General features: G+C 64.5%; 27 protein-coding genes and 1 pseudogene. 11 read left to right on the top strand and 17 right to left on the bottom strand.

All coding sequences use genetic code 11. The features are described 5' to 3' along the window. A partial coding sequence (locus ACVOMF_RS15880) for a hypothetical protein (RefSeq protein WP_481510127.1) occupies positions 1–210 on the top strand: 210 nt, incomplete at its 5' end. 3 nt (positions 211–213) lie between these two features. Here the strand turns inward: ACVOMF_RS15880 and speD are convergent. Further along, positions 214–1,008, bottom strand: coding sequence for an adenosylmethionine decarboxylase (speD, locus tag ACVOMF_RS15875; RefSeq protein WP_282271635.1), 795 nt, complete (start codon positions 1,006–1,008; stop codon positions 214–216). Between the two features lie 150 nt (positions 1,009–1,158). Between speD and crp the strand changes: the two genes are divergently transcribed. After that, positions 1,159–1,848 (top strand): cAMP-activated global transcriptional regulator CRP, encoded by a 690-nt coding sequence (crp, locus tag ACVOMF_RS15870; protein ID WP_282271632.1) that lies wholly within the window; start codon positions 1,159–1,161, stop codon positions 1,846–1,848. A 524-nt stretch (positions 1,849–2,372) separates the two neighbouring features. Further along, complete coding sequence (locus tag ACVOMF_RS15865; protein WP_481510126.1) at positions 2,373–3,134, top strand: sulfite exporter TauE/SafE family protein; 762 nt, start codon at positions 2,373–2,375, stop codon at positions 3,132–3,134. A gap of 187 nt (positions 3,135–3,321) precedes the next feature. On the opposite strand, the gene ACVOMF_RS15860 is transcribed toward ACVOMF_RS15865, so the two are convergent. The 15 genes from ACVOMF_RS15860 to ACVOMF_RS15790 all read right to left on the bottom strand — a co-directional run bounded on the left by ACVOMF_RS15860 (position 3,322) and on the right by ACVOMF_RS15790 (position 14,944). Then, on the bottom strand, positions 3,322–4,044 hold the full coding sequence (locus ACVOMF_RS15860; RefSeq protein ID WP_481510125.1) for a haloacid dehalogenase-like hydrolase: 723 nt from the start codon (positions 4,042–4,044) through the stop codon (positions 3,322–3,324). Continuing rightward, positions 4,041–4,835: an indole-3-glycerol phosphate synthase TrpC gene (gene trpC / locus ACVOMF_RS15855; RefSeq protein ID WP_481510124.1), complete on the bottom strand. Its 795-nt coding sequence runs from the start codon at positions 4,833–4,835 to the stop codon at positions 4,041–4,043. The genes ACVOMF_RS15860 and trpC overlap by 4 nt, the downstream gene beginning before the upstream one ends. A 55-nt stretch (positions 4,836–4,890) precedes the next feature. Continuing rightward, complete coding sequence (gene trpD / locus ACVOMF_RS15850; protein ID WP_481510123.1) at positions 4,891–5,928, bottom strand: anthranilate phosphoribosyltransferase; 1,038 nt, start codon at positions 5,926–5,928, stop codon at positions 4,891–4,893. 13 nt (positions 5,929–5,941) lie between these two features. Continuing rightward, positions 5,942–6,454: a DUF1543 domain-containing protein gene (locus ACVOMF_RS15845; protein WP_481510122.1), complete on the bottom strand. Its 513-nt coding sequence runs from the start codon at positions 6,452–6,454 to the stop codon at positions 5,942–5,944. Next, complete coding sequence (locus ACVOMF_RS15840) at positions 6,451–7,101, bottom strand: LysE family translocator (RefSeq protein WP_303748649.1); 651 nt, start codon at positions 7,099–7,101, stop codon at positions 6,451–6,453. The genes ACVOMF_RS15845 and ACVOMF_RS15840 overlap by 4 nt, the downstream gene beginning before the upstream one ends. After that, entirely contained in the window at positions 7,095–7,679 is a 585-nt protein-coding gene (locus ACVOMF_RS15835; protein ID WP_481510121.1) for an anthranilate synthase component II, read from the bottom strand. Before ACVOMF_RS15835 ends, ACVOMF_RS15840 begins: the two co-directional genes overlap by 7 nt. Positions 7,680–7,682: 3 nt before the next feature. Next, positions 7,683–8,477, bottom strand: coding sequence for an SIMPL domain-containing protein (locus ACVOMF_RS15830; RefSeq protein ID WP_481510120.1), 795 nt, complete (start codon positions 8,475–8,477; stop codon positions 7,683–7,685). A 65-nt stretch (positions 8,478–8,542) separates the two neighbouring features. Beyond that, positions 8,543–10,033 (bottom strand): anthranilate synthase component I, encoded by a 1,491-nt coding sequence (gene trpE, locus ACVOMF_RS15825; protein WP_313643453.1) that lies wholly within the window; start codon positions 10,031–10,033, stop codon positions 8,543–8,545. 226 nt (positions 10,034–10,259) lie between these two features. Next, on the bottom strand, positions 10,260–11,624 hold the full coding sequence (locus tag ACVOMF_RS15820; RefSeq protein ID WP_481510119.1) for a sensor histidine kinase: 1,365 nt from the start codon (positions 11,622–11,624) through the stop codon (positions 10,260–10,262). Then, a complete protein-coding gene (locus ACVOMF_RS15815) occupies positions 11,624–12,304 on the bottom strand; it encodes a response regulator transcription factor (protein ID WP_481510118.1) in 681 nt (226 codons plus the stop codon). Before ACVOMF_RS15815 ends, ACVOMF_RS15820 begins: the two co-directional genes overlap by 1 nt. A 71-nt stretch (positions 12,305–12,375) precedes the next feature. Then, positions 12,376–12,621: a hypothetical protein gene (locus tag ACVOMF_RS15810; protein WP_481510117.1), complete on the bottom strand. Its 246-nt coding sequence runs from the start codon at positions 12,619–12,621 to the stop codon at positions 12,376–12,378. Between the two features lie 145 nt (positions 12,622–12,766). After that, positions 12,767–12,994, bottom strand: a complete 228-nt coding sequence (locus ACVOMF_RS15805; RefSeq protein WP_481510116.1) for a hypothetical protein — start codon at positions 12,992–12,994, stop codon at positions 12,767–12,769. 439 nt (positions 12,995–13,433) lie between these two features. Continuing rightward, complete coding sequence (locus ACVOMF_RS15800) at positions 13,434–13,925, bottom strand: N-acetyltransferase family protein (RefSeq protein ID WP_481510115.1); 492 nt, start codon at positions 13,923–13,925, stop codon at positions 13,434–13,436. 3 nt (positions 13,926–13,928) lie between these two features. Further along, the gene (gene rpe, locus ACVOMF_RS15795) at positions 13,929–14,603 is read right to left on the bottom strand and encodes a ribulose-phosphate 3-epimerase (protein WP_481510114.1); all 675 of its coding nucleotides are present in this window, start codon (positions 14,601–14,603) and stop codon (positions 13,929–13,931) included. Between the two features lie 11 nt (positions 14,604–14,614). Further along, entirely contained in the window at positions 14,615–14,944 is a 330-nt protein-coding gene (locus ACVOMF_RS15790) for a J domain-containing protein (protein ID WP_282271831.1), read from the bottom strand. A 165-nt stretch (positions 14,945–15,109) separates the two neighbouring features. Between ACVOMF_RS15790 and ACVOMF_RS15785 the strand changes: the two genes are divergently transcribed. Together ACVOMF_RS15785 and ACVOMF_RS15780 are read left to right on the top strand one after the other, a co-directional pair. Beyond that, positions 15,110–16,036: a phosphoribosylaminoimidazolesuccinocarboxamide synthase gene (locus ACVOMF_RS15785; protein ID WP_481510113.1), complete on the top strand. Its 927-nt coding sequence runs from the start codon at positions 15,110–15,112 to the stop codon at positions 16,034–16,036. 94 nt (positions 16,037–16,130) lie between these two features. Continuing rightward, positions 16,131–16,604: an Mpo1 family 2-hydroxy fatty acid dioxygenase gene (locus tag ACVOMF_RS15780; protein ID WP_481510112.1), complete on the top strand. Its 474-nt coding sequence runs from the start codon at positions 16,131–16,133 to the stop codon at positions 16,602–16,604. Between the two features lie 74 nt (positions 16,605–16,678). Here ACVOMF_RS15780 and ACVOMF_RS15775 read toward each other — a convergent pair whose 3' ends face one another. Next, positions 16,679–17,590 carry an NAD-dependent epimerase/dehydratase family protein gene (locus ACVOMF_RS15775; protein ID WP_481510111.1) on the bottom strand — a complete coding sequence of 304 codons (912 nt, stop codon included), beginning with the start codon at positions 17,588–17,590 and terminating at the stop codon, positions 16,679–16,681. A gap of 440 nt (positions 17,591–18,030) precedes the next feature. On the opposite strand from ACVOMF_RS15775, the gene ACVOMF_RS15770 reads away from it, so the two are divergent. The 6 genes and pseudogenes from ACVOMF_RS15770 to ACVOMF_RS15745 all read left to right on the top strand — a co-directional run. Beyond that, a complete protein-coding gene (locus ACVOMF_RS15770; RefSeq protein ID WP_481510110.1) occupies positions 18,031–20,859 on the top strand; it encodes a monovalent cation/H+ antiporter subunit A in 2,829 nt (942 codons plus the stop codon). Next, entirely contained in the window at positions 20,859–21,239 is a 381-nt protein-coding gene (locus ACVOMF_RS15765) for a Na+/H+ antiporter subunit C (RefSeq protein WP_481510109.1), read from the top strand. The genes ACVOMF_RS15770 and ACVOMF_RS15765 overlap by 1 nt, the downstream gene beginning before the upstream one ends. Then, positions 21,236–22,780, top strand: coding sequence for a monovalent cation/H+ antiporter subunit D (locus ACVOMF_RS15760; protein ID WP_481510108.1), 1,545 nt, complete (start codon positions 21,236–21,238; stop codon positions 22,778–22,780). The genes ACVOMF_RS15765 and ACVOMF_RS15760 overlap by 4 nt, the downstream gene beginning before the upstream one ends. Then, on the top strand, positions 22,777–23,283 hold the full coding sequence (locus ACVOMF_RS15755; protein ID WP_481510107.1) for a Na+/H+ antiporter subunit E: 507 nt from the start codon (positions 22,777–22,779) through the stop codon (positions 23,281–23,283). Before ACVOMF_RS15760 ends, ACVOMF_RS15755 begins: the two co-directional genes overlap by 4 nt. Before the next feature lie 38 nt (positions 23,284–23,321). Further along, the gene (locus tag ACVOMF_RS15750; protein ID WP_481510128.1) at positions 23,322–23,564 is read left to right on the top strand and encodes a K+/H+ antiporter subunit F; all 243 of its coding nucleotides are present in this window, start codon (positions 23,322–23,324) and stop codon (positions 23,562–23,564) included. After that, a pseudogene (locus ACVOMF_RS15745) lies at positions 23,561–23,872 on the top strand (Na+/H+ antiporter subunit G); the annotation flags it as partial. The gene ACVOMF_RS15750 and the pseudogene ACVOMF_RS15745, both read left to right, overlap by 4 nt. Positions 23,873–24,030 lie beyond the last annotated feature (158 nt).

The following is a 24,030-nucleotide window of genomic DNA, read 5'->3' as shown; positions in this document are numbered from 1 at the left end:
GGTGTTATTCCCCCCCTTCCAAAAAAATTAAAAAACCCCCCCCCCATCCTTTTTTTTCCCCCCGCGCAATCAAAATTTCATAAAAAAAAATCGCCGGGGGCGGGTGTTAATCCCCCGGGGCCCCCCGTCGGCAAACGTCTGCAGCAGGTGCAGGGCGGGCCGTCCCGCCTGTTTTTGCGCAAAACCGGCACATCGGCGTTGCGCAGGTAGTGCTTACTCGGCCAGGTTGCGACCGTGGAACAGCTCTTCGATTTCGCGGCGCAGCAGCGCCTCGATCTTCATGCGTTCCTTGAACGACAGGTTCTTGGCCTTCTCTTCGAACAGGTACTGGTCCAGGTCGAAGTCCTTCAGGTGCATCTTGGTGTGGAAGATGTTTTCCTGATAGACGTTGACGTCGAACATCTCATAACGCGACTTGATGTTCTTGGCCAGGAAGTTCTGGATCGAATTGATCTTGTGGTCGATGTAGTGCTTCTTGCCCTTGATGTCACGGGTGAAGCCACGCACGCGGTAGTCCATGATCACGATGTCTGACTCCAGACTCTCGATCAGGTAGTTCAGCGCCTTCAACGGCGAGATCACACCGCAGGTTGCCACGTCGATATCGGCGCGGAAGGTAGCAATGCCTTCCTGCGGATGCGTTTCCGGATAGGTGTGCACGGTGATGTGCGACTTATCCATATGCGCAACCACGGCATCGGAGATCAACTCCTTGCCGGCCTGCTTCTTGTCGATCACCGGCTCCTCGGAAATGAGAATTGTGACCGAGGCACCCTGGGGGTCGTAATCCTGACGCGCAATGTTCAAGATGTTCGCACCGATGATCTCTGCGACATCGGTGAGGATCTGCGTGAGTCGATCGGCGTTGTATTCCTCGTCGATGTACTCGATATAACGCTGGCGCTCCTCTTCGGTACGCGCATAGCAGACGTCATAAATGTTGAAGCTCAAGGCCTTGGTGAGGTTGTTGAATCCTTGCAACCTCAGGCGAGGCAACGGCTTGACCACGGCGGTCGATCCTGTAGATGGTGGGAAAGGCGGAAGTATGGGGCAAAGTGGCCCGCTGTGATACTTGCACCGTTATGCCTGTTTGCCCCTTATGCTCAGCGTCGTTAAGCTTGCCCATTAAGCAAGTTCATCCAAACTGTGAACGCCATCATGAGCCCAGGTAACGCCACCACCGCGTCAAACGTGCGTCTTGCCTCCAGCCCGCTGGCGCTGGACATTGCCACCATCGACCGCTTTCTGGCCCATAGCCACCGCCGCCGCTACCCGGCGCGGACCGATGTGTTCCGCCCGGGTGATCCTGCCGGGACCATGTATTACGTGATCAGCGGCTCGGTCAGTATCATTGCCGAGGAAGACGATGACCGGGAACTGGTACTGGGCTACTTCGGTGCCGGCGAGTTTGTCGGCGAAATGGGCCTGTTCATCGAGTCGGACAAGCGCGAGGTCATCCTGCGTACCCGCACCCCCTGCGAGCTGGCCGAGATCAGCTACGAGCGCCTGCACCAGCTGTTCCTGGGCCCGCTGTCGGTGGACGCGCCCAAGCTGCTGTACGCCATTGGCTCGCAGATCTCCCGGCGCCTGCTGCATACCAGCCGCAAGGCCAGCCGCCTGGCCTTCCTGGACGTGACCGACCGCATCATCCGCACCTTGCACGACCTGTCCAAGGAACCGGAATCGATGAGCCATCCGCAGGGCACCCAGCTGCGCGTCTCCCGCCAGGAAATCGCCCGGCTGGTGGGCTGCTCGCGGGAAATGGCCGGCCGCGTGCTGAAGAAGCTGCAGGCCGATGGTCTGCTGCATGCCCGCGGCAAGACCGTGGTTCTGTACGGGACGCGGTAGCACCCGCTCAGCGGGTGTTACCGCCATGGTTTGCTTTGCAAACCATGGGCCCCAGCTCCCCGCCTTCCAATTCCCCGCGCCTGTCGGCGCGCCCCCTTTACTAAAGGGGGCTGTCTGATCTGATTTACCTCGGGAAAGCCCTTTGCCCGCGCTCTGCCAGCCCGGGAAAGCGGACATGCACCCGGGGCTCTCTTGGTGCGTTGGAACTACATCCTCAGCCCCCGCCAATTGATGCGATCTTCGCCGACTTGCTGAGGGCGTTACGTTGGCCAGGGACATCCTTGAAGTGTGACCTCTGTCGGCGCTAACAATCTCATCCCCCTTTGCGAACCTCAGGGTCATGCAGTGGCTGGATGCAGCACTGAACTGTCATTCCTGCCACCTCTCAGCGCTTGGAGATTTCGCAGACGTAGCCGCCAGATGATGACAATTCGGCGCTGATATCGGTCAGGAATCGACCCGCAGCATTACTTACCGATGTAGCTTTCCTTGACCTGCCCTGCCGTGGCCCGCAGGCTTGGGGCATGGAATTTGGCAATGAATTTTACTGGTTCATCCTGATCGGCCTCGGCGCGCAGCTGGTGGACGGTGCGCTGGGCATGGCGTTCGGGCTGATTTCGTCCTCGGTGCTGCTGAGCATGGGGCTGCCACCTGCGGCGGTCAGCGCCAGCATCCACACCGCCGAGGTGTTCACCACCGGCGCCTCCGGGGTCTCGCACCTGGTGGCCGGCAATGTGGACAAGCGCCTGTTCTTTCGGCTGGCGATACCCGGCGCCATCGGCGGTGCCATCGGCGCCTATGTGCTTACCCAACTGCCTGGCGATGTCGTGCGCCCGTTCATCTACCTCTACCTGCTGGTGTTGGCGATCTTCATCCTGGCCCGCGCAGCCGGCAAGTTCATGGCCAAGCAGGAAGTGAAGCGGGTGCCGGTGCTGGGCTTCTTCGCCGGCCTGCTGGACGCCACCGGCGGTGGCGGTTGGGGGCCAGTGGCCACATCCACCCTGCTGGCCCGTGGCGGCCAGGCGCGTACCACGATTGGCTCGGTCAACGCGGCCGAGTTCGTCGTCACCCTGTCGATCTCGGCGACCTTCCTGCTGTCGATGGGCCTGCAGCACCTGTCCATCGTCGCCGGCCTGCTGGTCGGCGGGATGATGGCCGCGCCGGTGGCGGCACTGCTAGTGAAGCGGGTCAAGGAGCGCTGGGTGCTGATCGCCGTCGGCGTGCTGGTGCTGTCGATCAGCCTGTTCCAGATTGGAATGGCGGTGGCGAAGCTGCGCGGGGCTTGAGGGGCTTGAGGGGCGTGAGGCGATGTTGCTATAGCCCCTCTCCCGTTCACGGGAGAGGGGTTGGGGTGAGGGCAGCTTTTGCTTTAGAGCCTTAAAAGCTCCCCTCATCCGCCCTTCGGGCACCTTCTCCCGTAAACGGGAGAAGGGATGTCGGCTCCGGCTGGGTCGTTGCCGGTTCCGCGTTGGATTACCTGGGCAGCGGCTTGCCGCCGCGGCCCGGACAGCCCCAGTTGAGGATGGGGGTGCCGGCCGGCAATACCTTGCCGAAGTATTCCACCCGTGAATGCTTGGGGTTCACCACTACCGGCGCCTTGGCGGCTTTCAGCAGCGGCAGGTCGGCGGTGCTGTCCGAGTAGGCAATGGCGATGTCGCCGTAGCCGCGCTCGCGCAGCATGCGCATCTTCTCTTCGTTGTGGCAGTGGCGGGTGGCGCCCATCGCACCCATGCGCGGCCCCACTTCGCTGCCGATCACCGGCACGCCCTGCTCGGCCACGAAGGCAAGGATGGCGCGGGCCAGCTCCGGCGGTGCGCCGGTGGCCACGATCACCCGGTCGCCGGCACGACGGTGCGCGGCGAATACCTGCAGGGCATGCGGCAACAGGTGCTGGCGGATCTCGTCCTCGTGTTTGAGCACGTACTGGTCGATCACCTTGTTGAACTCACGTGCCTGGTGCAGGCCGAAGGTGGCGATCCAGACATAGCCGGAAATACCGAAGCGGCGGGTCGGCAGCATTGCCACCAACGGCCCCAGCAGCGGCGTGGCGAGGATGGCCACCAGCAGCCGCAACGGATTGCGCTTGATCAGCCAGGCGAACAGGTGGCTGCCGGAATCGCCGTCGTACAGGGTGTGATCGAAGTCGAAGACGACCAGTTGCGCATCGTCACGCGGGCTCGGGTAGGGATCAGTCATGCCGGGAAGAATAGCTGACGCAGGCCCTCGCCTGGCTCTTCGACGCGCATGAAGGTCTCGCCGACCAGGAAGGCATTGACCCCGGCGCCGCGCATCAACGCCACATCGGCCGGGCCCATGATGCCGCTTTCGGTGACCAGCAGGCGGTCGCGCGGCACCGCATCCTTCATCGACAGCGTATTTTCCAGCGACACCTCGAAGGTCCGCAGGTTGCGGTTGTTGATGCCGACCAGCGGCACCGGCACCTGGATGGCGCGCTCCAGCTCGTCGATGTCGTGCACTTCGACCAGCACGTCCATGCCCAGCTGCATCGCCAGGTCGGACAGCTCGGCCAGCTGGCGGTCGTCCAGCGCCGAGACGATCAGCAGGATGCAGTCAGCGCCCAGCACACGCGCCTCGACCACCTGGTAGGGGTCGATGACGAAATCCTTGCGCAGCACCGGCAGCGTACAGGCCTCGCGGGCCTGCTGCAGGTAGGCATCCGCGCCCTGGAAGAAGTCCACGTCGGTCAGCACCGACAGGCAGCTGGCGCCGCCCAGCTCGTAGCTCACCGCGATGTCGGCCGGATGGAAATCCGGACGGATCACGCCCTTGGAAGGACTGGCCTTCTTGACCTCAGCAATCACCGCCGGGTCGCCATTGGCGATCGCCGCGTTCAACGCATTGGCAAAGCCGCGTACCGGCGAGGCATCGGCCAGGCGCGCCCGCAACTCGGCCAGCGGCACGCGGGCGCTGCGCTCGGCTACCTCCTGCACTTTGCGGGCAAGGATGGTGTTGAGGATGTCGCTCATGGATCTGCTTCCTGGAAGACGGGCGCTGCTGACGCGGGTTGTCGGGGTGGGATTATCAGGGATTGCCGGCCAGCGTACGGCTGGCATCGACGTACTGCTGCATGCGCGCGCGGGCGCTGCCATCGGCGATCACCGCGCGGGCGCGAGCAAGCCCATCGGCAATGCTGTCGGCGACACCGGCCACATACAGCGCGGCACCAGCATTGAGCGCGACGATGTCGTTGGCCGGGCCCGGCTGGTTGTCCAGCACCGCGCGCAGCATGGCGATGGACTCCTCCGGATTCTCCACCTTGAGGTTGCGGCTGGCCGACATGGCGATGCCGAAATCTTCCGGATGAATCTCGTACTCGCGCACCTTGCCGTCGCGCAGCTCGCCCACCAAGGTGCCGGCACCCAGCGAGATCTCGTCCATGTTGTCGCGGCCCCACACCACCAGCGCACGCTCTGCACCGAGCTCGCGCAGCACGCGTGCCTGGATGCCGACCAGGTCGGGATGGAACACGCCCATCAGGATATTGGTGGCGCCGACCGGATTGGTCAGCGGGCCGAGGATGTTGAAGATGGTGCGCACGCCCATCTCGCGGCGGACCGGCGCGACCACCTTCATTGCCGGGTGGTGCATGGGCGCGAACATGAAGCCGATGCCGGTCTGCTCGATGGCTTGCGCCACCTGCTCCGGCTGCAGCTCGATCACCGCACCAAGTGCTTCCACGGCGTCGGCGCTGCCGGACTTGGAGGACACGCTGCGGTTGCCGTGTTTGGCGACCTTGGCGCCAGCTGCGGCCACCACGAACATCGAACAGGTGGAGATGTTGAAGGTATGCGAGCCATCGCCGCCGGTGCCGACGATATCGACCAGATGGGTCTTGTCGGCAACCTGCACCGGGCGCGCGAACTCGCGCATCACCGTAGCGGCACCGGCGATCTCGCCAACGGTTTCCTTCTTGACCCGCAGGCCGGTGAGGATGGCAGCGGTCATGGTCGGCGAGATCTCGCCACGCATGATCTGCCGCATCAGGTCGACCATCTCGTCGAAGAAGATCTCGCGGTGTTCGATGGTGCGTTGCAGGGCTTCCTGCGCGGTGATGGTCATGACAACTCCAGAATCAGGAAATAACGATGTAGTCGCTTTGGCTGTGGATGCCGGTGTGTGCGCCTCGGCGCAGCTGCACGTGCAGGCCGCCGATCGGTCCGACCGGCAGGCAGCTGTCCACTTCCAGCAGCGCATCGCGGTGCGGCTTGACCCACTGCGCTTCGGCCTGCGCCAGCGCCTTGCGCTTGGCCTCGACCGCATCGGCAGCGACCACCAGCAGGTAGCGATGGTCCTCGCCGAACTCGCCTTCGACGTAGCCGCCGAGGTTGACGAAGAACAGGGTCGGCGCATCGGCCGCAGGCGCGTCATCGCAGATGCGCACCTGCCAGTCGTCGACGCCATCCACCGTCATCCACGAATCCAGATGCAGGCCCGCGGCTTCGCCGAACCATTGCTGGCGCAGTTGCGGGTAGGTCTGCTCGATGCCGGGGCCAACCACGAACACCACGTCATGCACCTCGGTATTGGCACGCGCGTGACGGCCACCGAGCATCACCACGAACAGACGGAAATCTTCAAGGCTCACGGCGTCGGCCTCGCGGTAAGCGCCAAACGCAGGCCGAAGCCGATGAACAGCACGCCTGCCAGCTTGTCCAGCCACTGCATGCCGCGCGCAGCCCAGCGGCTGCTGCGCACGCGATCGGCCGCCAACACGTAAGCGGCATTTATCGGCAGCGCGTTGACCATGAAGATCAGCCCCAACAGTGCGAATGCCAGCGGCTTGTTCTGCACCGACGGCGCGATGAACTGTGGCAGGAACGCCAGGAAGAACAGCACCACCTTCGGGTTCAGCACATTGGTCAGGAAGCCACCGGCGAACACCTGCCACCACGAACCGGCGCTGCCACCGCTGGCGGCGATATCCGCCTGCAAGGTCGACTCACCAGTGTTGCGCAGCAGGCGCACGCCCACCCACAGCAGATAGGCCGCGCCGATCCACTTGATCACGGTGAACAAGGTGGCCGACGTCGCCAGCAGCACGCCCAGACCCAGCGACGCCAGCGCGACGTGCACCAGACAACCGGCACTGATGCCGGCGATCGCGGCGAATCCTGCACGACGTCCACCGCGCAAGGAGCGGCTGATGATGTACAGCACGTCCGGGCCCGGCGTGAGGTTCAACAACCAGCCCGCGAGCATGAACAGCAGCAGCTGGCTGGGCTCGATCAACATGTGCGGTCCAGGAAGTTCTTCATCAGCGCGTGGCCGTGCTGGGTGAGGATGGATTCGGGATGGAACTGCACGCCTTCAACCGGATATTCGCGGTGGCGCAGACCCATGATCTCTTCCATCGAACCGTCCGGGTTCTCGGTCCAGGCAGTGATTTCCAGCGCCGCCGGCAGCGTGTTCTTGTCCACCACCAGCGAGTGGTAGCGCGTAGCCTCGTAGCGGTCCGGCAAGCCGGCGAACACGCCCTTGCCTTCATGGCGGATCGGCGAGACCTTGCCGTGCATGATGTTGCTGGCACGGATCACGTCACCGCCATAGATCTGGCCGATGGCCTGATGGCCCAGGCACACACCGAACAACGGAATGCTCGGGCCGAGCTGGCGGATCACCTCCAGCGACACACCGGCTTCGTTCGGCGTCTTCGGGCCGGGCGATACCACGATGTGCGAAGGCTGCAGCGCAGCGATCTCGGCGACGCTCATCGCGTCATTGCGCACCACCTTCACTTCGGCACCCAGCATCTGCAGGTATTGCACGAGGTTGAAGGTGAAGCTGTCGTAGTTGTCGATCATCAACAGCATGGTTCAGTTTCCATCGCTAATCAGGAATATGGCGTAGACGTTTTCGGTGTAGGTGATTGGCCGGGCAATCAGCTGCTCACCGGGCGATGGTGCGGCATAGCCCACATTGCGGGTACCGCTGACCTGCACCCGGTCCAGCGAACCACCCTCTCCGTAAAAGGTGTCCGCTCTGTTTGCATTCGGCCAGCTACCGGCCTGCACACCGTAAGCAAAACTGGGGGCGACATCGGAAATCGTGTAGAGACCGATGATCTTCGCCCCATAGGCATCCGCGAGCCCCTTGGCCGATGCGCGCGTCTGCGCGGCCGCTTCGGCCTTGAGTTCGGCTCGCAGGCGCGACTCACCCGAATACAGCGGAGCCGCTGTCCGCACCTGAACCTCCTTGCTGGCGTTCAACTCACCAAGAAAGGCCTGCAACTGCTCAGGCTTCTCGAACGCACCTTCCAGGTCACGGCTGACGGCTGTACCCACAAACACATCCTCATCGTCCTTGTAACGCGTGGATGGCTCGATGCTCAGGTTGTCCATACGCACCGTCTCGGCGATGGCGCCGTGCTTGGCGAACAACGCCATGGTTCGCTCCGCATTTGCCTGGACCTTGCGCCGCGCGATGTCGGTCTGCATATCCACCGACTCCAACGCGATCTTCACCACGAAGCGATCCGGCATCACCTTGCGGCTGGCATCGCCCTTCACCAACAGATGCGGTTGCGACGGAATGGAGTTGGCCTGTGCCCACGCCTGCGGAACAGCAGCAAACAGCAACGATGACCACAGCAACATGCGGGGCAACTTCATGCGGCACTCCTTGTCATGGTGTGAGAAACAGTCGCTTTCGATGAAAGCAGCGTGCGCGACACGACCTACAGCCCCTTCGCCGCCTGCGCCACCGCACGGAACAGAGCGCGGCCCTTGTTCATGGTTTCCTGCCATTCGGCATCCGGATCGGAGTCATAGACCACGCCGCCGCCGGCTTGCACGTAGAGGTAACCGTCCTGGATCACCGCGGTGCGGATGGCAATGGCGGTGTCGGCATCGCCGTTCCAGCCGATGTAGCCAACCGCACCGGAATAGACGTTGCGCTTGACCGGTTCCAGCTCGCGGATGATCTCCAACGCGCGGATCTTCGGCGCACCACTGACGGTGCCGGCCGGGAAGGTCGCGCGCATCACATCGCTATAGCTCAGCCCGGCCTTCAAGGTGCCGGTGACTTCGCTGACGATATGCATGACGTGGCTGTAACGCTCGATCACGAACTGCTCGCCCACCTTGACCGTGCCCGGTTCAGCGACGCGGCCGACATCGTTGCGGCCAAGGTCGATCAGCATCACGTGCTCGGCGCGTTCCTTGGGATCGGCCAGCAGCTCGACTTCCAGTGCCTTGTCCAGTTCCGGCGTGGCGCCGCGCGGACGGGTGCCAGCAATCGGACGCACGGTGACGATGCCGTCGCGCAGGCGTGCCAGGATTTCCGGCGAGGAGCCGACCACCTGGGTACCGCCAACATCGATGAAATACATGTACGGCGACGGATTCAACGCACGCAGCGCGCGGTACACATCGATCGGCCGCGCACGGAACGGCACGCGCAGGCGCTGGCTCGGCACCACCTGGAAGATATCGCCGGCACGCACGTATTCCTGCGCCTTGCGCACCACCGCATGGTATTCCTCGCGGGTGAACGAGGACTGGAAATCCTGCTCGTCGATGGCGTCGGACACCTGCGACTGCGGGTAACCGGCACCGCCCTGACGCAGACGGTGGGCCAGCTCATCGAGGCGACGGTTCGCGCGTGCCCAGGCCTGCGGTTGTGCCGGATCAGCGTGCACGATCAGGTACAGGCGGCCCTTGAGGTTATCGAATACCGCCAACTCTTCGGACAGCATCAGCAGGATGTCGGGCGTACCGAGTTCATCAGGCTTTTCACCCGCGCCCAGATGCGGCTCGATGTACTGGATGCACTCGAAGCCGAACCAGCCAACCAGGCCGCCGGTAAAGCCCGGCAGGCCGTCCAGCTGCGGCACCGAATACTGCTTGCGCAGCACTTCGACCTCGGCCAAGGGATCGGCTACTTCGCGACGTTCGACGACTTCGCCCAACTCGCTGACTTCCAGCGTGTGACCACGGAAGCTGTAGATGCGGCGCGCAGGCATGCCGATGATGGAATAGCGCCCGAAACGCTCACCGCCTTCGACGGATTCAAACAGATAGGTGTACGGGCCGTCGGCGAGCTTCAGGTAAACCGAGAGCGGCGTGTCCAGGTCGGACAGCACTTCGCGGACGACGGGTACGAAATTATGCGGGTGTGCGCTGTGGCCTTCAGCGGCCAGCTGTTGGAACTGCTCTTGCGTGATCAAGACGGCTTTCCTTCCGGGAATCGACGGTGGCGGTACGGACGACGGCAACGGGCCACCATCGCCACCAGCGGCGAGCGGAAGAAAGGGAACGCTTGGTCGTCAGAATGGGCACGGGGCAACTTTACCGCATGTCGGCGCCGATTGTGCGCTTGCAGCGCAGCGGATTTGCTTGCAGCGGCAACCGTGTTCAGCGGCCAAGCGCTGGAATGGCTGAAACCGTGGCTGTTCAGCTTTCCACAGCAGGCAGCAGCACACGCACCCGCAAACCGGGTCGGCAGTCATCCAGGGTGACGCTGCCACGGTGCCGGTGCACCACCGCCCGCACCAGGCTCAATCCCAGGCCAGTACCGGGCGTACTGCGGTCGGCCTGCAGCCGCTCGAAACGGTCAAACACCCGCTGCCGCTCCTGCACCGGGATACCCGGCCCCTGATCGTCGACCTGCAGCAAGGCCTGCCCCTGCTCCAGCCCTACCGTCACGGTAATGGTGGTACCAAACGGCGCGTACTTGATGGCGTTGTCCAGCAGATTGATCAGCAACTGGAACAGTTGATCCGCATCGCCGGGAACAATGACCGGCGCCGTGTGCAGCACGAGCTGCAGGCGGCGCTCGGCTGCCATCGGTGCATACAGCTCGATGGCATCGGTCGCCAGCGCCTGCAGGTCGAGCAACTGCGCCCCCTCGCCCTGCGGCGGCGCCTGCGCTTCGATACGCGCAAGCCGCAGCAAGGCGGCGAACGACTGCAACAAAGTGTCGGTTTCAGCCAGACCCGCATCCAACTCGGCCAGGGCCTGCGGCGAGGCCGCAATTGCTGGCGTGGCGCGCATCGTTTCCAGTCGCCCGCGCAAACGGCTCAGCGGCGTGCGCAGATCATGGGCGATGTGGTCGGTGGCGTGGCGTACGCCATCCAGCAGCTCCTGGATGCGATCGAGCATGCCGTTGAAGCGCAGCGCAACCCGATCAAATGCATCGCCGCTGCCGTCGCTGTGCGTGCGGAGTTCCATTTCGCCAGCGGCAACCCGCTCGGCGGTGCGGTCCAGGCTACCCAGGCGGCGCGCAACCCAGCGCGATGTCCAGCGTCCGACGATAGCGCCCATCAGCGCCGCAACCAGCAATGCGGCCAAGGCAGAATGCAGGATCAGCCGCAGAAACCCGTCCTCCGAGCGCATGCGCAGGCCAGTGATCAGATAGCCGCCGTTGTCCAACTGCTGCTGGTAGGCCACCACCCGCGGGGCATCGTCGGCCTCCTCGTCAACAAACTCCAGCCAGCGCTGCTGCGGCTTCCAACCAGATACCGCCTGCGAGGAACCGGCGACCACGCTGCCATCGGCAGCCAGCAGCATGTACAGCGCGTCAGGATCCTCGGGCATGTCGATGCGCGCTTGTATCTCATCGCGCAGACGGTCGTAGCCGGCGTGACGATAGATATCGCGCAGGCCGGCACCGTCGGCACGCACGAGTTCGTGCGCGTCGCGCTCCAGCAAGGTGGACACCGCCAGATAGATGCCAGTACCCAGCAGCATGCACGCCAGCAGAAACGCCATCGATACCGACAGTGCCAGCCGTGAAGTGGTGGAGCGCAGCAGGCGCATCAGTTGCCCAACCGGTAGCCGGCGCCACGCACGGTATGCAGCAAGGGCACGGCATGACCGTGATCGATCTTCTGCCGCAGGCGGCTGATATGCACATCGATCACATTGGTCTGTGGATCAAAGTGATAGTCCCAGACCGCCTCCAGCAGCATGGTCCGCGTCACCACCCGGCCACTCTGCCGCATCAGGTATTCCAGCAGGCGGAATTCACGCGGCAACAGTTCAATGCTGCGGCCAGCGCGGCTGGCGCTGCGCTTGAGCAGGTCCAGCTCCAGGTCTTCCACCCGCAGGCGGGTGGCTTCGGCCGTCGCCGCGGCATTGCCGCCACGGCGCAGCAGGCTTTCCAGACGCGCACTGAACTCGGAATAGGCGAAGGGCTTGATCAGGTAGTCATCGGCTCCGGCACGCAGGCCTTCGACCCGATGCTCCACCTCCCCCAGGGCGGTCAGCATCAATACCGGCACGGTGTTGCCGGCACCGCGCAGGGTGCGCAGCACGGTCATGCCGTCGATAACCGGCAGCATGCGGTCCAGCACCACCACCGCATAGGCCTCGGAGGTGGCCATGAACAGGCCCTGCCGGCCATCGGCCACGCTGTCCACGGCGTGCCCCTCTTCCTTCAGCCCCTTGACCAGGAAGCTGGCGATCTGCACATCGTCCTCGACCACCAGTATCCGCATACCCACACTCCGTCCAAACTGTTCTGAGAATAGCGCTGTGTATGCATGCTGGCTGCATGCGCTGCCGTCGATCAGGGCTTGCGCGGCCGCGACGAGGTGACCGCGTCCACCAGCGGACGCCTCGACGGCAGCGACCAGCGCTCACAACGGCCGAGTGCGCTGCGCTTGAGGCAACGGCGGATGACCTGGGTATGCCTGGAGCCCGCAGCAGGATGCGGCGGCGAGACCGTGACCGCTGAAGTCGACAACGACGCCGCCGCCAGCAGACCCGCTACGCACAGCGCGCCAGCCGACGAAATGGCAAGGATCATCTTCACGACACACCCCCGACATGCTTGATCCTGAGCACTACCCGCCGACGGAGCGCTCCTGCCAGGCCCGCACAGGAAAAGGCCCCGTCATTGACGGGGCCCTTTCGCTGCAACGACGCCCCGGGATATTGACCGGCACGTCCAGCCGCACTCAGCGGCTGCCGGCACCAGTTGTGGCCGGCGCAGCAACGGCCTGCTTCGCTGCGCTTTGGTGGTGCTTCTTGCCGTGATGCTTCTTGGCGGCGTGATGGGCAGCCGGTTGTGTGCTGCTGGCCATTGCGTGCGCGGGAGCTGCGGCCGGGGCGCTGGCCGGGGCAGCAAACGCGGCGCCTGCGCCTAGCGACAGGCCAACGGCCAGGAGAATGGCGGAGATCTTCATGAGAATGTTCCTTTTGAACTGGCTGTAGCGACGATGACGAGGATTCTGGATGGCGCTGTGTTTCGCCACCGGGGTCAGATTGCGCCCGCCCGCCTAACCTGGAGATGGCCGCTGCATGAACTCTCTGTAATGTTGCCGGCGATCGTTCTGCGGCAAACAGGAGTGCCACCAGCGTCGACTGGTTGCGACCCGTCACGAAGTCGTCATGGTCCATCCGGAGAATCGGAGGCCATAGCAAGGACGATGGATGGAGGCAGGATCAGCCTCCGATGATTCCCCGGCCGCAACGGCAACGTTGCGGCTTTTTTTTTGCGCTTCGACTGTAGAGCCGAGCCACGCTCGGCCGGGGCTTTACTGGCAGGGCCTCTGCCGAGCATGGCTCGGCACTACCTTGGCATTGTCGGTGAAGCCTCTGCCGAGCATGGCTCGGCACTACAGTTCAGCCGCCTTTGGCGAATTTCTGCAGTGCTTCGCCTTGCAGGCGGTAGACCGTCCATTCGTCCTGCGCTACTGCACCGGCGGCTTTGTAGAAGTCGATGGCCGGCGTGTTCCAGTCCAGCACCGACCATTCGAAGCGGCCGCAGCCCTGCTCAACCGCCAACCTGGCGATATGCTGCAGCAAGGCCTTGCCGGCGCCGCTGCCACGCGCATCGGGGCTGACGTATAGATCTTCCAGGTAGATGCCGTTGCGGCCCAACCAGGTCGAGTAGTTGTAGAAGAACACGGCGTAACCAATGGCCTGACCATCGCGTTCGCAGATCAATGCCTGCGCCTTGGCATCAGCGGAAAACAGGCTGGTACGAATGCCAGCCTCGTCGGTCTGCACCGAGGATTCGGCTTTCTCGTAGATGGCCAACTCGCGGATGAAGTGCAGGATCAGGCCTGCGTCATCGGCGACGGCCGGACGAATCTGCACTTCAGCCGCGTTCATCACTCAGCCTCGCGCAGCAGCGACATTGCCGCGCATCTTGGCAATCATCTCGGCGTAGTTGGGCGCGTTGAAAATGGCCGAACCGGCAACGAAGGCATCGGCACCGGCAGCAGCGATCTCACCGATGTTGTCCGCTTTGACACCACCGTCCACTTCCAACAGCACCGGCTTGCCGAGCTTGTCGATCATCGCCCGCACAGCACGCAGCTTGTCCAGGGTCGATGGAATGAAGGCCTGGCCACCGAAGCCCGGGTTGACCGACATCAGCAGCACCAGGTCCAGGTCTTCCAGCACCCAGTCCAGCACTTCGACCGGCGTTGCTGGGTTCAGTACCAGGCCGGCCTTGCAGCCGTGCGACTTGATCAGCTGGATGGTGCGGTGGACGTGGCGGCTGGCTTCCGGGTGGAAGCTGATGATGCTGGCACCGGCCTCGGCGAAGTCCGGCACGATGCGGTCGACCGGCTCGACCATCAGGTGCACGTCGATCGGCGCGGTGACACCGTGCTTGCGCAGCGCCTGGCAGACCATCGGGCCGATGGTCAGGTTGGGCACGTAGTGGTTGTCCATCACGTCGAAATGGACCCAATCGGCGCCAGCGGCCAACACGTTGTCGACCTCCTCGCCGAGCTTGGCGAAATTGGCCGAGAGAATGGACGGAGCGATGATGCAGTTGGACATGACGGAGCCTTTCAGCGCTTGCGCAGGGTTTTGATGCGGTCGTAGGCGGCGTTGATCTGTCGGGCCTTCTTCTCGGCCTGGGCGCGCAGCTCGGGGGCGGCGCCGGCCACTTTGTCGGGGTGGTACTGGGACATCAGGCGGCGGTAGGCCAGGTCGATCTCGGCATCGGTGGCGTCGCGGGTGACCCCCAGTTCACGGTACGGCAGGTCCTTGCCCAGCTTGAACCAGTCGCTGTCGAAGGCATGCCCCAGCAACAGGCCAATTATCCCGCCAAACAAGGGGTTGGGCCTGAAAAGCAGGGCCCCGGCGATGAAGCCGAACAGTTTTCCGTACCAGCGCATGGGTGGGTGAATGGCCTGTGGACAAGCAAGACGTGCATTTTATGCCACAGCGGCCCGATCCGGCCGTACACTAGGCCGCCCGCCGACCAGCCGCGGGCCCTGCGGGTCCTCCAGACCCGGGTCCTCCAAGCCGGCGGCATTCATTGCCAAGTCCCAGGAGTGCCCGTGCCGACCACGCTGTTGCAATCCGATCTTCCCGGCCTGCCCTTGCGCCATCGCGGCAAGGTGCGTGATGTGTTTGATATCCCGCGCGAACGTCTGCCGGCCGGAACCCCTCCGGGCGAGTACCTGTTGATGGTCGCCACCGATCGCCTGTCGGCGTTCGACGTGGTCCTGCCCGACCCGATCCCGGGCAAGGGCGAGATGCTCTGCCAGGTGTCCAACTTCTGGTTCGCCAAGACCGCGCACCTGATGCCAAACCACCTGACCGGCATCGATGTGGCCAGCGTGCTGCCTGAGGGCGTGGACCCGGCGCTGTACGCCAAGCGTGCGGTGGTGACCAAGAAGCTCAAGCCGGTACCGGTGGAAGCCATTGCCCGCGGCTACGTGATCGGCAGCGGCTGGAAGGACTACCAGCGCACCGGCAAGATCAGCGGCATCGCCCTGCCCGACGGCCTGCAGCAGGCCGAGAAGCTGCCCGAAGCCATCTTCACCCCGTCCACCAAGGCGGCGGTGGGCGACCACGACGAGAACATCGACTTCGACGCGATGGTCAAGGCAGTGGGCGCGGACATGGCCGAGAAGGTGCGCGATGCCACCCTGCGCATCTACCAGTTCGCCGCCGAATACGCAGCCGAGCGCGGCATCCTGCTGGCCGATACCAAGTTCGAATTCGGTACCGACGCCGATGGCCGTCTGTACATCATGGACGAGATGCTGACCCCGGATTCCTCGCGTTACTGGCCGGCCGACGAGTACCAGGTGGGCATCAGCCCGCCGAGCTACGACAAGCAGTTCGTGCGCGACTACCTGGAGACGCTGGACTGGGACAAGACCGCGCCGGGCCCGGCCCTGCCGGCCGAGGTGATCGAACGCACCCGTGCCAAGTACGCCGAAGCGCTGGACAAGCTGGCCGGCATCAGCGTCGACTGATCCTGCTGTGCCCGTCACGGATGCGCACGCTCACCGTGCGCATCCGTAGGGAAGCCGCGCTATGCTCTGCCAGTCAACCCGGGAGGGAGCTGGAATGAGTATTGCGCGTCCTGTGGATCGTTACTTCGCCAGCTACTCTGGCGATCACGTCAACCACACCAATCAGGCCATCCACGTGTTCGCGGTGCCCGCGATCCTGTGGTCAGTGATTGCCATGCTGTGGTGCATCCCGCCACTGGTGCCGTGGTTCCAGCATGGCATCTGGGCGGCATTCGCCATGTTCGGCACCTGGGCCTATTACAACCGGCTGTCGCGCCCGCTGGGCATCGGCATGCTGATCATCTTCTTCGTGTTCGGCTGCATCTGCCGGCTGCTGGAAGACCGGCTCGGCATCCAGATGCTGCTGTACATCGCCATCGGCGTGTTCGTGGTGGCATGGATCGCGCAGTTCATCGGCCACAAGATCGAAGGCCGCCGCCCCAGCTTCCTCACTGACCTGACCTATCTGCTGATCGGCCCGATCTGGGTGCTGTCCAAACTGTTCCGGCAGTTCGGCTGGCATTACTGAGCGCAGCGGATACATCCGCTGCCTTCCCTGCTTACACAGCCTGCTACGCAGGAACGCACTTCGCTGCGAACAGGCTATGCCTGTGCCGCAGTTTCCCGCGGCACGCAGAACATCTCCGCCTCGGCCACGAAGGCACGCGGCGAATAGCCAAAATCACGCCGCGCCGGCTCGATATCGAATGCCAGCGGCTCGGTCATCCGCGCCAATGCCGCTGCATTCATGCCCTGCAGGCGTCCACCGGCATGGGCCAGACGCAAGGTCAGTTTGAACAGCGGTGCGGGTACACGCAGCAGGCGTGGCCGCGCTGGCAGGCAAGCCAGCGTCCGCCGCACCATCTCGGCATAACCCAGCACTTCGCCACCGCCCAAGGCGTAGGCCTTGCCCGCGGTGGCGGGGTGCGCCAGCACCTGCATCGCCGCATCGGCCAGATCCTGCACATGCACCGGTTGGCGCAGACCACTGGCATTGGCCGGCAACGCGAAGAAGCCGGTGCGGGTGGCCAGCGCCGCGATCTTGGTGAGGGTCTTATCGCTGGCGGCGCCGTAAACCAGGGTTGGCCGCAGCACCGTCGCGGCCACATTCCGCGCCGCTGCGCTATCGAACAACAAGCCCTCAGCTTCGCGCAGGCGGCGCGCCACATCGCGCTCAGCCGGCTCGGACGAATCCTGTTTCACGTCCACGCTGGTCGAGCCAAACGCAACCACCCGTGGTGCATCGATGCTCGATGCTGCATACCAGCGCGCGAAGTGATCCAGCGGACCACAGCTGAAGACCGCATCCACTGGTTGCTCGGCCAGGTCCGTACTGGACAGATCACCCAACTGCCACAACACCCCGTGCATGGGCTCACGCGCCTGCCGGGTCACTGCGCTTACCTGCCAGCCTGCAGTGGCCAGATTCGCCAGCAAGCGCTTGCCGATCTGGCCACTGCCACCAAATACCAGCGCGCGGCGTCGGCCTGCTTCGCTGCGAATATCGTTCTCCATGTGCGAAAGGATAGGCGAACCAAGCCTGATTCCACAGCCGTCACCGGGATTGAGCATCGCTCTGTGAGAACGTCGTAAGCCGCGAAGCTGGTGTTGCTGAAGCCCTTTGCATCTTGTGCCATCTGATGATGTACCAGCTTCGCGGCTCACGCCGCTCCCAAAAAAAACACCAGTCTGCATACCGACGACGCAGCCCGGGCCAGGGCTGCCTTTACCGCGCGACCGGCTGCCCGTGCCAGGTGGTGCACAGTCACCCTGCTGCACCGCATCGGACGGAGTCCAGGCAACCCGCTGCGACACACCGCTTCCGCGTTTTCCGGCCGCAGCCATTGGCAACACTGGCCCCGGCGATCCAACCCGAACGGATCATTCAGAAAAAGTCGCGGATCGAAAAAATCGCCTGTTAGACTGCAAAACCCCTTTCTGAACCGCGCCTCTACATGACGCCAGTCCTGTTGCTACTGCTTGCGCTGCCTTTTCTGCTGGCAGCGGCCATCGCACTCAATGGCCGTTTGTCGCGCAGTGCAGCCGCATGGACAGCAGCAGCGGCACCGGTTCTAGGCCTAGCCCTGCTCGGCAGCGCCACCCCGGCCGTGCTCGACGGCGAAATCGTCCGCAACAGCTGGCAATGGCTGCCGCAGATCGGCCTGGACTTCAGCCTGCGCCTGGATGGCTTGGCCTGGATGTTCACTGGACTGGTACTGGGTATCGGCGCCCTGGTGGTGCTGTATGCGCACTACTACCTGTCCGCGCAGGACAGCGCGCGGCGTTTCTACAGCTACCTGCTGCTGTTCATGGGCGCGATGCTGGGCATGGTGCTGGCCGGCAACCTGTTGCTGCTGATGGTGTTCTGGGAGCTGACCAGCATCAGCTCGTTCCTGCTGATCGGCTTCTGGTCGCACCGCAAGGACGCCCGCGAGGGCGCACGCATGGCCTTGATCGTCACCGGCGGCGGCGGCCTGGCACTGCTGGCCGGCGTGCTGCTGATCGGCCGCATCGTCGGCAGTTTCGATCTGGATGTGGTGCTGGCCTCGGGCGATCTGATCCGCAGCAGCGCCTTGTATCCGTGGGCACTGCTGCTGGTGCTGGCCGGCATTTTCACCAAGAGCGCGCAGTTCCCCTTCCAGTTCTGGCTGCCGCATGCGATGGCAGCGCCGACGCCGGTCTCGGCCTACCTGCATTCGGCAACGATGGTGAAGGCCGGTGTATTCCTGCTGGCGCGCCTGCACCCCGCATTGGCCGGCACCGAGCTGTTCTTCTACGTGGTCAGCGGCATCGGTGCGCTCACCCTGCTGATCGGCGCTTGGAACGCGATCTTCCAGCATGATCTCAAAGGCCTGCTGGCCTATTCGACGATCTCGCACCTGGGCCTGATCACCCTGCTGTTCGGGCTATCCACGCCGATGGCAGTGGTGGCCGGCGTATTCCACATCCTCAACCACGCCACATTCAAGGCCTCGCTGTTCATGGCCGCCGGCATCATCGACCACGAGACCGGCACCCGCGACATGCGCAAGCTCGGCGGCCTGCGCAGGCTGATGCCCATCACCAGCGCGCTGGCCATCGTCGCCTCGCTGGCGATGGCCGGCATCCCGTTGCTCAACGGCTTCCTGTCCAAGGAAATGCTGTTCGCCGAGGCATTGGCAACACAAGGCCCGGACTGGATGCGGCGGGCGATGAGCGCTGCCGCCTTGCTGGCCGGCATCCTCGGCGTGGCCTACAGCCTCCGCTTCGTCCACGACACCTTCTTCGGCAAGGGCCCGGTCGACATCGAGGTGGTGCCGCATGAGCCGCCGCGCTGGATGAAGGTGCCGGTGGAAGTGCTGGTGGTGATCTGCCTGGCCGTCGGCATCGCACCGGCGCTGACCATCGCGCCGGTGCTGCAGACCGCAGCGGCGTCGATCCTTGGCACTTCAATGCCGGAGTACAGCCTGTCGGTCTGGCACGGCTTCAACCTGCCGTTGGCGATGAGCGCGATCGGCGTGGTCGGCGGTGTCGCGCTGTACTTCGGCCTGCGTCGCTTCACCGACCTGTATGCCGCGCGCAACCGTCCCACCGGCAAGCACCTGTTCCATCGCGGGCTGGACGCCTTGTTCGGCTTCGCCCACCGCGTCACCAGCGTACTGGCCAATGGCAGCCTGCAGCGCATGCTGTTCGCGCTGGTCCTGGTGGCGGTGATCGTCGCTGCTGCGCCCTACATCGCCAATCCGGTGATGCCGGTGTGGCCGGCACCGCAGTCCATGCCCTTGCTGGGCTGGACGCTGTGGCTGGTGATGCTGGCCTGCGCCTTCGCCGGGCTGTTCCTGTACCAGCAGCGTCTGCTGGCGGTGATCGTGATGGGCGGCACCGGCCTGATGGTGGCGCTGACCTTCGTGTTCCTGTCGGCACCCGACCTGGCCCTGACCCAGCTGATGGTGGAGATGGTGACGCTGGTGCTGATGCTGCTGGGCATGAACTACCTGCCCGCACAGTCGCCGCCGGAACACTCGCGCTGGCGCAAGCGCCGCGATGCGGTGCTCGCCATCGTTGCCGGCGGCGGCATCGCCGCGCTGGCCTATTCGCTGATGACGCTGCCGCCCAACACCATGTCCGGCGAGATGCTGCTGCGTTCACTGCCCGAGGCCTATGGCCACAACGTGGTCAACGTGATCCTGGTCGACTTCCGTGGCTTCGATACCTTCGGCGAGATCACCGTGTTCGGCATCGCCGCGCTGGTGGTGCACGCGATGCTGCGGCGCACGCGGATGGCGCCGGAGCAGATCATGCCGGGCCCGCCGATCAATCTGCCGGTGCCGGCCGATCTGGCCCAGATCATGTTCCCGCTGACGCTCACGGTGTCGATCTTCCTGTTCCTGCGCGGCCACAACGCGCCTGGTGGCGGCTTCGTCGCCGGCCTGGTGCTGGCGGTGCCGTTGCTGATCCAGTACGTGATCCAGGGCACCGAGTCGGTGGAATCGCGCTTCGGCTTCGACTACATCCGCTGCATCGGCCTGGGCCTGTTGATCGCCCTGCTCAGCGGCGTGGCCTCGATGCTGTTCGGCGTACCGTTCCTGACCAGTGGCCACCTCGACCTGGAGCTGCCGCTGATCGGCACCGTACCGCTGGCCAGTGCGATTGGTTTTGACACCGGCGTCTACCTGGTGGTGTTTGGCGGGGTGATGCTGATCCTGTCGATGATGGGCACCATCAAGCCCTCGCGCACCCGCAATGCCCGCAACGGCGAAATCGATATCCACCGCCGTTCGGCACGCACCGGGGAGATGCACTGATGGAACTGGCATTGGCAAGCGCCATCGGCGTACTGGCCGGCATCGGCGTCTACCTGCTGCTGCGTGCGCGCAGCTTCGATGTGATCCTGGGCATGACCTTCCTGTCCTATGCCACCAACCTGCTGATCTTCAGCGCGGGGCGGCCGGTCACCGGCAAGGCGCCGGTACTCAAGGACGGCGTGGCCACCAGCCTGGTGCACTACACCGACCCGCTGCCGCAGGCGCTGGTGCTGACCGCCATCGTGATCGCCTTCGCGATGACCGCAGTCAGCATCGTGCTGGCAATGCGCAGCCGCAGCGACAACCACAGCGACCATGTCGATGCGCATGAACCCGAATTGCCGGCTGAGCAAGCGGCCAAGTCGGAGGCTGGCGCATGAATCATCTGGTGATCCTGCCGATCCTGATCCCACTGCTGGGCGCTGCACTGTCGCTGTTCATCGAACACCGCCGCTACGGCCCCAAGGTGCAGCGCACGGTGGCCTGGGCCAGCATGGCCGCGCTGGCCGCGGCGGTGGCGTTGCTGTTCGCACAGACCAGCCAGGGCCAGATCTCGGCCTACCTGCTCGGTGACTGGCCGGCACGCCTGGGCATCGCGCTGGTGGCTGATGGCCTGGCGGGTTGGATGCTGCTCACCACCCTGCTGCTGGCCATCGCCTGCCTGTTGTACGCCTGCACCGGCTGGGACCGTCGCGCGCCGCATTTCCACGCGCTGTTCCAGTTCCAGTTGGTCGGCCTCAACGGCGCCTTCCTGACTGGCGATATCTTCAATCTGTTCGTGTTCTTCGAGGTGATGCTGATCGCCTCCTACGGCCTGCTGCTGTCCGGCGGGCGTGGCCTGCGCATGCGCATCGGCCTGCATTACGTAGTGTTCAACGTCACCGCCTCGACCCTGTTCCTGATCGCGCTGGGCATGCTCTACGCCACCCTGGGTTCCTTGAACCTGGCCGAGATCAGCCAGCGCATCGTCGAGCTGCCGCCCTCGCACCTGAAGCTGGCCAAGGCTGCCCTGGGCTTGTTGCTGCTGGTGTTCTGCTCCAAGGCCGCGCTGCTGCCGATGTACCTGTGGCTGCCGGAGTCGTATGCACGTGCGCCAGCCGCGGTCGCCGCGCTGTTCGTGATCATGACCAAGGTCGGCCTGTACTCGGTGCTGCGGGTGACCTCACTGTGGTTCGATGCCGATGCTGGCGCGATGAGCGGTTACGGCAGCGATTGGCTGTTGTGGGCCGGCATCGCGACCCTTGTGGTTGGCGCGCTGGGTGCGCTGGCAGCCACCCGCATGAGCGTGCTGGTGGCTTACCTGGTGGTGGTATCGGCGGCGACCTTGTTCATCGCCTTCGCGCTGGGCAACACCGGCACGATCTCCGCTGGCCTGTACTACCTGCCGCACAGCACCTTCGCCGCCGCTGCGCTGTTCCTGATCGCCGACCTGATGCGGCGCCGCCGCCAGCAGGCCGACCGCCGCCGCGACCACGAACTCAGCGTGCTGCCGGGCAAGACCGTGCCGGGCCTGTTGTTCCTGGTCGGTGCGGTAGCCGTTGCCGGGCTGCCGCCGCTGGCCGGTTTCCTGGCCAAGGCGGCGCTGCTCTCGGCCGTGCCGGAAGCACATACCACCGTGGTCTGGAGCGCCGTGCTGGGCAGCAGCCTGCTGGTGATCATGGGCCTGGCACGCACCGGCATCCGCCTGTTCTGGCATGTGCCCGGCGACGATGACAGCGCGCCTGCGCCCGAGCCGGTCGAAGCCCCGGCACGTCCGTTCGAAACCGCCGCTACCTGCCTGCTGCTCGGCTATGTGGTGCTGATGACGGTGTTCGCCGGGCCGCTGATGCGCCAGACCGATGCCATCGCCGCACAGTTGCTGGCACCGGACCAATACCTGAATGATGTACGCGGCACCATGCCGCAGGTGAGGCAGCCATGAGCGGACGTCGCCCCCTGCTGCGCCGGGTCTTCCCGTCGCCCGCCCTGTCGATCACCGTGGTCGCCTTCTGGCTGTTGATGTCCGACAGCTTCGACCTTGGCCAGTTGCTGCTGGGCATGCTGCTTGGAACCGTGATTCCGCTGTTCGCCGCGCGCCTGGACCGTGAGTTTGCCCGCCTGGGCTCGCTGCGCCCCATTCCCAAGCTGCTGGCGGTGGTGCTGTGGGACATCCTGGTGTCCAACCTGCGCGTGGCGGCGCAGGTGCTGGGGCCGGAGCGCAAGCTCAAGCCTGGCTTCATCTGGGTGCCGCTGGACATCGCCAACATCCACGGCATTGCCGCGCTGACCAGCTTCATCACCCTGACCCCGGGCACTGTGTCGGCGGCCTTGTCCGAAGACCGCCGCCATCTGCTGGTGCATGTACTGCACCTCGAAGATGCCACCGCCCTGATCAACGAGATCAAGAGGCGCTACGAAGCGCCGCTGATGGAGATCTTCCCGTGAACGGATACCAGATATTCGAAACCACCCTGATCGTGTGCATGCACGTGGTCGGCATCGCCATGCTGCTGTCGTTGTGGCGGCTGCTGCGTGGGCCAACCGTGCCGGACCGCATTCTGGCGCTGGATACCCTGTCGGTCACCGCCATCGCCGAGCTGATGCTGTTCGGCATGTACCTGGACTCGGCCATCTACTTCGAGGCCGCACTGATCATCGCCATGCTCGGCTTCTGCAGCACGGTGGTGCTGAGCAAGTTCGTGCTGCGCAGGGATATCGTCGAATGATCACCTTTCTGCAAATCGCGCTGTCGGCGTTGCTGGCCTTCGGCTGCATCTTCATCCTGATAGGTGCACTCGGCCTGGTGCGTTTCTCCGATTTCTTCAAGCGCCTGCACGCACCGACCAAGGCCAGCACGCTGGGGGTTGGCTGCGTCTTGGTGTGCTCGGTGGCGTACCACATCTTCCTTGGCCAGGACCCGCAGCCGCGCGAGCTGCTGATCACCGTGTTCCTGTTCATCACCGCCCCGATCAGCGCCCACCTGATGGCCAAGGCCGCACTGTCGCTGATGATGGAAAGCCGACCCGAGCCGCCGAAGGAATAGTGCAGAGCACCAGCTCCACCGGTAGTGGGGGGGGGGGGGGGGGGGGGGGGGGGGGGGGGGGGGGGGCGGGGGCGGGGCGCGGCGGGCCGCCCACGCGAGGGGGGGCGGGCGGCGAGGGGGGACCGGGACCGCGCGGGGCGGACCGCGCC

It is taken from the genome of Stenotrophomonas sp. STEN022 (assembly GCF_056760155.1).
This window is presented reverse-complemented; position numbering and strand designations above follow the sequence as displayed.